Source organism: Mesorhizobium sp. M2A.F.Ca.ET.042.01.1.1, assembly GCF_003997405.1.
GTDB lineage: Bacteria > Pseudomonadota > Alphaproteobacteria > Rhizobiales > Rhizobiaceae > Mesorhizobium.
The window spans coordinates 1-8,546 of record NZ_RZRX01000260.1 but is presented as its reverse complement, the minus strand read 5'-3'; the positions used below and the strand labels follow the sequence as shown (position 1 = coordinate 8,546).

Sequence of the window (8,546 nt, the reverse complement as noted above, 5' to 3'; positions counted from 1 at the left end):
ATGCCAGGCGAACGCGTCCTGTCCGGCAATCTCGACATCGCGCTCGCCTGGCATGACGGCGCCACCCTGCCCTACAGCCGCCATGTCGCCGATGTGCAGTCGCGCTGGATCGGCCCGGCGAAGCCGATCGAGACCGCTTCGCGCAATGGCGAGCCGCTGCCGCTGGTGGTGTTCGAGGCGCCGTGCCTGTTGCGCACTGTCGCGACGGAAACGCTCGACCGCGCCGGCATACCCTGGCGCATGGCATTCTCGAGCCCCAGTCTCGGCGGCATCTGGGCGGCGGTGGCGGCTGGCCTCGGCCTGACGATCCGCACCGACATCGGCCTGCCCGCCAATGTCAGGGCGATCGCGCCGGGCGTATTGGGGCTTCCCGCCCTGCCGATGATGGCGCTGCATCTCCACCAGAAGGACGCCGAGCTCGACCCGGTCGCGGCGCGGCTGGCGGAGATTCTTTTGCAGGCCGCGCTGGAGACGCTGCAGGAGGGGGCGCGGACCAAGGAGGGATTGCGGGAAGTGGCCTAGTTTCTCGGCCGACGCCCCGCGCTTTCGTCATTCTATGGCGGAGCAAGGAGCGAAGCGACGCGCGCAGACCATAGAATCCATGCCGTTACCTCGAACGTAGGGCGCAGCGGAGCAGAATTCTGAACCGTAGGCGGCGCCTCGAAGTCACGGCATGGATCCTCGGGTCTGCGCGCGTCGCTTCGCTCCTTGCTTCGCCCGTGGATGACGACTGGAGAGGTGTCGCCGCTCTAATGCCTCACCGCTTCTTCGCGCGGCCCGCGAAAGGATTGTCCGACGTCCGCAGCGCCATGCGGATCGGCACGCCGGGCATGTCGAAGGCTTCGCGCAGGCTGTTGGTGAGATAGCGGACATAGGATTGCGGCATCGCGTCCGGGCGCGAGCAGGAGACGACGAAGCCCGGCGGCCGGGTTTTTGCCTGGGTCACATACTTGATCTTCAGCCGGCGGCCGGCGACGGCGGGCGGCGGATGATGCGCCAGGATGCCTTCCAGCCAGCGGTTGAGCTTGCCGGTCGAGACGCGGCTGTTCCAGACCTTGTGCGTCTTGATGACGCTTTCCATCAGCTTATCGAGGCCACGCCCGGTCTCGGCCGACACCGTCACCGCCTGGATGCCGCGCACCTGCGGCAAGAGCCGCTCGGTCTTTTCGCGCAGCTCGGCCAGCAATTCCTGCGGGTTGTCGATCAGGTCCCATTTGTTGAAGGCGATCACCGGCGCCCGGCCCTCGCGGATGATCAGGTCGGCGATCTGCAGGTCCTGCTTCTCGAAGGGGATGGTCGCGTCGAGCACGATGATGACGATCTCGGCGAAGCGGATGGCGCGCAGGCCATCCTGCACCGAGAGCTTTTCCAGCTTCTCCTGCACCTTCGACTTGCGCCGCATGCCGGCGGTGTCGAACAGCTTTATGCGGCGGCCGCGCCAGTCCCAGTCGACCGAGATCGAATCGCGCGTGATGCCGGCCTCCGGGCCGGTGAGCAGCCGCTCCTCGCCGATCAGCGCGTTGATCAGCGTCGATTTGCCGGCATTCGGCCGGCCGACGACTGCGATGCGCAGCGGCTTGGTGTCGTCATAGGCGGGCTCGGCATCCGGGGCGGCAATGTCCTCGCCGATCAGCACCTCGCTGGCGGCGATCTCGTCGCTGTCGTCTTCCTCCTCGCCGAGCGCGCGCTCTTCGCCCAAGGCTTCGACCACCGCGTCGCGCAGGTCGGGCATGCCCTGGCCGTGCTCGGCCGAGACCGGGATCGGCTCGCCGAGGCCAAGCTCCCAGGCCTCCAGCATGCCGCCTTGCGCGCCGCGCGCCTCGGCCTTGTTGGCGACGAGCACAACCGGCTTGCCGGATTTCCGCACGACGTCGGCGAAGGTGCGGTCGTCCGGCATCAGGCCCAACTTGGCATCGACGGTGAAGAAGATGAGATCGGCCTCGCGAATGGCGATCTCGGTCTGCTGGCGCATGCGGCCGGGCAGCGTCGAGGCGGCCGCATCCTCGAAACCGGCGGTGTCGATGACATCGAAATGAAGATCGTAAAGTTTTGCCGCATGGACGCGGCGGTCGCGCGTGACGCCCGGCGTGTCGTCGACAAGCGCCAGCTTCTTTCCGACCAGCCGATTGAAAAGAGTCGATTTGCCGACGTTAGGCCGACCGATGATGGCGACTTTGAAGCCCATCCAGGATCACGACGCGTTGCCCGACCCGCGGATCAGCTCGGACATCAGCTGCGCCCGCTGGCGCACATTGCGCGGGGCAGCCCCATCCGAAGAGATCTGGTCGAACAGTTTGAGCGCATCGGCCGACTTGCCGTCCTTCCAGGCGGCAAGGCCAAGCGCCTCGCGCGCCGAATGGCGCAGCGGATTGGTGTCGGCAGTGAGCGCCTCGACGCGGCTGGAGACATCGGCGAAGGAGCCGTGGTCGACGAGCAGCAGTGCTGCCCTCAGCCGCGCGATGTCGCGGATGCCGGCGGGGATGGCGTTGTCGGCGGCGACTTCGTCGAAATCCTTGACCGCGCCGTCGACGTCGCCCTTGTCGGCCTTGACGGTCGCGGCGCGCATGCGGGCGAGCAGCGGATAGGCGCCGTAGCCGTCCTTCTCCAGCTGATCGAGCGCGGCGATCGCCTCGTCGTTCTTGCCGTCATTGGCGAGCTTGAGGGCCGCCGAGAAGGCGTCGCCCGAACGATTGGCGCGGCTCTCGTCCCAATAGCGGTAGCCGACGACAGCCGCCGTTCCCAGCACGATCAGGATGGCGATGCCGAGGATGGCGGGGCCAAAACGGTCCCACAGCGCCTGCGCCTGCTCGCGACGAATCTCTTCGTTGACTTCGCGGATAAAACTGTCGTCCGACATCAATCAAAAACCATTATTGCCCCAGAGGGGGCGCTTCTTGAGCCCGCGTTTTAGCGAAAATTTGTCGGCATGGAAGAGGGAGAGCCGGAAAATCGGCTGAGAACCCCAGATGCCGCACGGGGCTTGCCGGACCGCATCGACGCCACATTTGCGCGATAGCCGGCTTCCGATCAACGGGAGACGTTCCCGCCGGAAGGTTGCCAATGCTTCGTTCGTACCGCGTCCTCGCATTCAGTCTCGCCGCGCTTGCCTCAGCCAATGCCGCCTTGGCCGATCCGCCGAAACCGCCAGCCGTTTCGCCGGCCAGGCCCAAGCAGGTCGTGCTGATTTCTTTCGATGCCGCCCGCGAGATCACGCAATGGCAGCGAAGCCGGGCGCTGGCAAAGCGCACCGGCGCGCATTTCACCTATTTCCTGTCCTGCGTCTTCCTGCTCTCGCCGGACACGCGACGACAATATGCCGGCCCCGGCAAGACCGCCGGCAAATCCAATGTCGGCTTCGGCGCCTCGAAACAAGACGTCGCGGAGCGGCTCGAGCAGGTCCGGCTGGCGGCTGCCGAGGGCCACGACATCGGCAGCCACGCCTGCGGGCATTTCGACGGCAAGGCATGGAGCAAGGCCGACTGGCTGACCGAATTCGCCTCCGTGCGGCGCATCTTCGAGAACGCCTATGCGATCAACGGCATCCCCGAACCGGCCGACTGGCGTGATTTCGCCCGTCATGCCGTGAGCGGTTTCCGCGCGCCATACCTTTCGACCGACAAGGCGCTTTACGAAGCGCTGCTCGAGGCGGGCTTCCAGTATGATGCGAGCGGCGTCTCCAACGGTCCGGGGATCCCGCCGACCCTGAGCGGAACAACCCGCTTCGCCCTGCCGCTTATACCGGAAGGGCCGAAGGCGAAGCCGGTGGTCGCCATGGACTACAACCTCTACGTCCGCCATTCAGACGGCGCCGAGAAACCGGCGATGGCGGGCGAATTCACCGAGCGCGCCTATCAAGCATTCCGCGCCGCCTTCGAGGCTGAGTACAACGGCAAACGCCTGCCGCTGGAGCTCGGCTTCCACTTCACGCTGATGAACGGCGGCGCCTATTGGGACGCGCTGGAGCGGTTCGCCGGCGAGGTCTGCGTGAAAGCCGATGTCGAGTGTATCAGTTTTCGCGATTATGTCGCACGCCGGCGCGCCGGCCAGGCGCAGGCGAGTGTGGGCGGCTGACCGGACCCAGCCGCGCCCTAAAATCTTTCAGATTCGCTCCATGCGCTTTAGGTTTGATCTTACGCATGTCTCGATCCCGAAACCGGTTCCCACTTTCGGGAGACATGCTTTAACTTACCGGCTGATCTTCGGGACGCATGCCAGCCCGCTCACGTTCCAGATAATGCTGATCGATAACCGGCAGTTGTTCGCCTTGCAGCGTCGCCTCGAAGGCACGCAAACGTTTGTGCACAGACTGCAGCTCGACAATCGTCGACCAAGAATTCAACAGGAACTGCAGCGAATTCGTCACCTTGCCGAACGCGTTCGAGATCTGGTTCAGCGCGCCAAACGTGATCTTGTGCGCGACCAGCGAAGGCCCGAGGATCAGCAGCGAGAAGATGTTGTCGGCCTGCAGGTAGGTGTAACGAACAACGTTGAAATAGATGTAGTGGAAATAGAGCTTGAAATAATTGCGACGGACGTTGTTGAACAATTGCGTCGTCGTCGCCGGCTGAGCCCGGTCGGGATGATCTTCGCCGTAGACAAGCTCCTTGCGATAAGCTGCCTCGACACGCTGGTTGCGAAACTGCAGGCCCGGGAGCTTAAGACCCGCCACCATGACGGAGATCGTTCCGAATAGACACCAGCCCAATGCCGCAACGACCAGTGGTTGAGGAACCGCGCCGATGATCGGCAATTCGGTGATGTGAGCCTGTAGCTGAATCAAGACCGGCAGAAAGGCGATCAGGGTCATGATCGACTGGACGAAGGTCGAGCCGAGGTCCTCCATGATCTGCGAGAAGCGCATCGTGTCTTCCTGGATACGCTGTGAGGCGCCCTCGATGTGGCGCAGCCGGCTCCAATTGGCCATGAAGTAATCGTTCATCGCGGTGCGCCAGCGGAAGATCCAGTGGCTGACGATGAAGGCGTTGACCACCTGCACGTTCATGCCGACCAGCGCCAGCCAGGAGAAATCGGCCAGCCCTTTGTAGAATTCTATGTTGGTCGAGGGAGTCGTTCCCGACATCAAGCCTTGGACGTAGTCGAAGAAGGGACCATACCAATTGTTGACCGCAACCGAGATCTGAACGTTAAAGTAGATGAAGAACAGGATGACGGCGGTCGTCAGGATCGACCAGTTCTGCCATGGGTGCGGAGCGTACCAGCTCCAGAAGGCGTAGAAGATCGCCACGCAGGCGACGAAGTAGAGGTAGAACCACAGGAACGGCTTCGACCACAGCACTGCGATGCCGATGATGGGCGGCGTGCCGGCCGCTGCCGGCGGCAGGCCGAAGACGGCGCCCAGTTGCTCACCGCCGAAAAACCAGAACAGGATCGCCGCAAGGCTCCAGAGGGCGGCCGAGGTGAAGAAGAGCTTCGGCTGCGGGAAGAAAGATACGAACACTGTGGCGGGTTTCCTCGGTCTGACCGCAAATCAGCGGCGTTGCTGTTCGGCGGGCATAAGGTCACACATTAGGGGGAAAGAAAATGCCCTGCCCGATGCCCGGCATCGAACAAGGCCGCAAATCATGGCGATTTTGGCGCGGCCGACCAGGCAATGACGCCGGAGAGCAACAGGGCAACCGCCGCCATGATCGAGGCAAGGGTATAATTGCCCGCGGCCTGGGCGAGCAGGCCGGCGGCGACCGGGCCGACGATCTGACCAAGGCCGAAGGCCGCCGTCATCACCGCGAAGACGCGGCGTGGCGCCCGCGGCGCGAGCTGTCTGCCCATCTGTATCCCTAGCGCCGTGATGGCAATGAAGGTGCCGCCGAGCAGGACACCGGCGATCAGCGGCCCGGCGGCGCCGTTGACGACGACGCTGGCGGTGACGCCGACCACCTCGATCAGGCAGGTGACCGCATAGGCGGCATAGAGCCCGATCCGCCCGGCCAGCTTCTGCCAGAACCAGGTCGAGGGAAAGCCGGCAAGCCCGGCGACCATCCAGACGGTAGCCTCGAACACGCGGCCGCCGCCGCCCTGGCGAACGATGGCGACCAGAAAGGTGGCCGTCACCACATAGCCGAAGCCGAACAGCCCGTAGGCGACAATCATCTTCGCCAGCGACCGGTCCTTCGGCAGCGCCGGCTCACGCCCGTCAACGCCATTGGCCGGCGTGGCCGAGCCCGCGAGCAGCATGACGATGAGCAGGCCAACCATTGAGAGCACTCCAGACCAGATCCAGCCGGAGGCCCAGCCGGCGTGGTCGGAGACGAGGATCGCGAGCACTGCCGAGGAGACGGCAATGCCGAGGCCGACGCCGCCGAAATGCAGCGCCTGCAGATCGCCACGTCCGGCTTCCGCCAGATGGCTGAAGACGATCGAGGCCATGAACACCATGACGAAGGCGCTGGCGAGGCCAGCGAGGAAGCGGATGACGATGAAGGCGGCCATTGTCTCGTTGAGACCCATCAGCCCTGCGAGCACGGCGCTGGCGGCCAGGCCGGCGAACATCAGCAGGCGCTCGCGGCCATGCGCCCAGCCGCCGGCGGCGGCCAAAGCGCCGATGAGGTAGCCGAGATAATTGGCGGAAGCGATCCAGCCGGCATCGGCCGGCGTCAGATGCAGTCCCTCCATCATGCCCGGCAGGATCGGCGTATAGACGAAGCGGCCGATGCCCTGGGCGACGGCAAGCGCTACCATGCCGGCAAAGGCAAGACGCAGGGGGGATGGCGAGGCATTCATTGCGGCGCACAATAAGAATGTGCGCTCGCGAAACAATGCGTTTGCGTTGGGCCAGCTTACATCCAAGACATTGACGTCCCCTCACCCAGCCTCCGCTTCGCTCGGCTGACCATTCCGGGGCGAGCCACGGGTCTCGCCCGTCCTTCGGACCCCCGGTGGGGAGAAGAGACTGTCGACGCCGGCGCCAACTTCTTCTCCCTACCGGGAAGAAGATGGCCGCGAAGCGGCCGGATGAGGGGGAGCGCCGCCGAAAGGCCAATAACTAGCGACAGCCCGCGCCTGCCGTCTCGTAGGCCGTCCGGCGAGCCGTCAGCCGGAACGGCAGGTCGCCGAGTTCGCGCTCCGACATGGTGTCGAGCACCGGATGCGACAGCGGATCGGTGATCCAGCGGGCGATCTCGCCATCGTCGCGCGACCTCGCCTCGGTCGCGGCAAACCCTTTCAGCAAGGATAAAATCTTCATCGGACTACTCCTGGCTCAAGGCTATTCCTGTTAAATTCTGCGCTTTCCCGTTGGGATTCAATTGAGATTTCGGGCCATCCACTTTAGAAAAACTGAATGGCTATGCTGAACCGCGTCCATCTCAACGGCCTGCGCGCCGTGGAAACCGTCGCCCGGCTGGGATCGCTGGCGGCAGCGGCGGCGGAGCTGAACGTCTCGGTCAGCGCTGTCAGCCAGCAGGTCAAGCGCACGGAAAAGCAGCTGGGACAGGCGTTGTTCGAACGCACGCCTGGTGGGCTGGTGCCGACCGAATTCGGCGCCACCTTCACAGCGCGGCTGAGCGCCGGCTTCCGCGAGCTCGCGCAAGCGGTGGCGCTGGCCGACGAGGCCAACGAGTGCACGCTCGTCGTCTCGGTGGCGCCGGCTTTTGCCTCGAAATGGCTGTTGCCCCGGCTGTCGCGGCACTTCGCGCGGCATCCGAACGTGCTTTTGCGCATCGACGCCTCGGCCAAGGTCGCCGATCTCGACCGCTCTGACATCGATATCGCCATCCGGCTCGGCGACGGCAAATGGCCAGGCGACCGCGCCGAGCTTCTGCTTGCGCAGGAGGTGTTTCCGGTCTGCGCGCCCTCGATCGCGGCCAGGCTGAAGTCGATCGGCGATCTGGCGCAGACCTGCGCCATCACCGACGAGCGGGCGATGTTCAGCTGGGACAGCTGGTTCGAGGCGGCCGGCGTCGAGCCGGTCACCTTCCAGAAGGGCGCGCGCTTCACCGATCCGATGCTCTGCCTGGAATCGGCGATCGCCGGTCACGGCGTGATGCTTGCCTGGCAGTTGCTGACCGCCGACGCGCTGGCCGACGGCCGACTGGTCGCGCCCTTCGGGATCAAGGCCGAAAGCGGGCTCGGCTACTGGCTGGTGACCTCGGCCACCAAGAGCGAAAGCCGCAAGGTGCGCGACTTCAAGGCCTGGATTCGCGAGGAGATCGAGGCGACGGTGGCGCAGTTCCGCGCGCTGGACAGCGCCGCTTAAAAGCTGCGCACTTTTCGACAACGCTGTCCGCCCTGCTTGAGAGCAGGCCCAGTCGATCGCGGTGGAAAGGTCAATCGCAGCGGTCTATGTAAGGATGAGAACCCCAACAATAGCAGGCAGGATCATGACCACACATTCGCGCGGCGTTTCGGCAAGCATCGACCCGGTGAAGCTCGACAGGCTGGCCGAGGTCGCCATCAAGGTCGGGCTGCAGCTGCAGCCCGGTCAGGATCTGGTGCTGACTTCGTCGATCGCGGCGCTGCCGCTGACGCGGCGCATTGTCGAGCACGCCTACAAGGCGGGCGCCGGGCTGGTGACACCGATCTTCAACGAC

At 64.7% G+C, this 8,546-nt stretch carries 9 protein-coding genes; 4 read left to right on the top strand and 5 right to left on the bottom strand.

The features are described 5' to 3' along the window. Nucleotides 1-522: LysR substrate-binding domain-containing protein (locus EOA23_RS28315; protein ID WP_245474368.1), on the top strand; the 522-nt coding region annotated here is incomplete at its 5' end. Nucleotides 523-757: 235 nt separating this feature from the next. Here EOA23_RS28315 and der read toward each other — a convergent pair. Both der and EOA23_RS28305 read right to left on the bottom strand, forming a co-directional pair. Next, on the bottom strand, nucleotides 758-2,185 hold the full coding sequence (gene der / locus EOA23_RS28310) for a ribosome biogenesis GTPase Der (RefSeq protein ID WP_127306580.1): 1,428 nt from the start codon (nucleotides 2,183-2,185) through the stop codon (nucleotides 758-760). A 6-nt stretch (nucleotides 2,186-2,191) separates the two neighbouring features. Then, nucleotides 2,192-2,857 (bottom strand): tetratricopeptide repeat protein, encoded by a 666-nt coding sequence (locus EOA23_RS28305; protein ID WP_127306579.1) that lies wholly within the window; start codon nucleotides 2,855-2,857, stop codon nucleotides 2,192-2,194. 203 nt (nucleotides 2,858-3,060) lie between these two features. Between EOA23_RS28305 and EOA23_RS28300 the strand changes: the two genes are divergently transcribed. After that, nucleotides 3,061-4,071, top strand: a complete 1,011-nt coding sequence (locus EOA23_RS28300) for a polysaccharide deacetylase family protein (protein ID WP_127306578.1) — start codon at nucleotides 3,061-3,063, stop codon at nucleotides 4,069-4,071. Nucleotides 4,072-4,180: 109 nt separating this feature from the next. Here the strand turns inward: EOA23_RS28300 and sbmA are convergent, their stop codons facing one another. From sbmA to EOA23_RS28285, 3 genes are all read right to left on the bottom strand, one after another. After that, nucleotides 4,181-5,458, bottom strand: a complete 1,278-nt coding sequence (gene sbmA / locus EOA23_RS28295) for a peptide antibiotic transporter SbmA (protein ID WP_127306577.1) — start codon at nucleotides 5,456-5,458, stop codon at nucleotides 4,181-4,183. A 122-nt stretch (nucleotides 5,459-5,580) separates the two neighbouring features. Further along, the gene (locus tag EOA23_RS28290; RefSeq protein WP_245474367.1) at nucleotides 5,581-6,738 is read right to left on the bottom strand and encodes a YbfB/YjiJ family MFS transporter; all 1,158 of its coding nucleotides are present in this window, start codon (nucleotides 6,736-6,738) and stop codon (nucleotides 5,581-5,583) included. A gap of 262 nt (nucleotides 6,739-7,000) precedes the next feature. Further along, nucleotides 7,001-7,201 (bottom strand): hypothetical protein, encoded by a 201-nt coding sequence (locus tag EOA23_RS28285; RefSeq protein WP_042645848.1) that lies wholly within the window; start codon nucleotides 7,199-7,201, stop codon nucleotides 7,001-7,003. Between the two features lie 96 nt (nucleotides 7,202-7,297). On the opposite strand from EOA23_RS28285, the gene EOA23_RS28280 reads away from it, so the two are divergent. Then, nucleotides 7,298-8,212, top strand: a complete 915-nt coding sequence (locus EOA23_RS28280; RefSeq protein ID WP_127306576.1) for a LysR substrate-binding domain-containing protein — start codon at nucleotides 7,298-7,300, stop codon at nucleotides 8,210-8,212. 124 nt (nucleotides 8,213-8,336) lie between these two features. After that, on the top strand, nucleotides 8,337-8,546 hold a 210-nt coding region (locus EOA23_RS28275), incomplete at its 3' end, for an aminopeptidase (protein WP_145966501.1).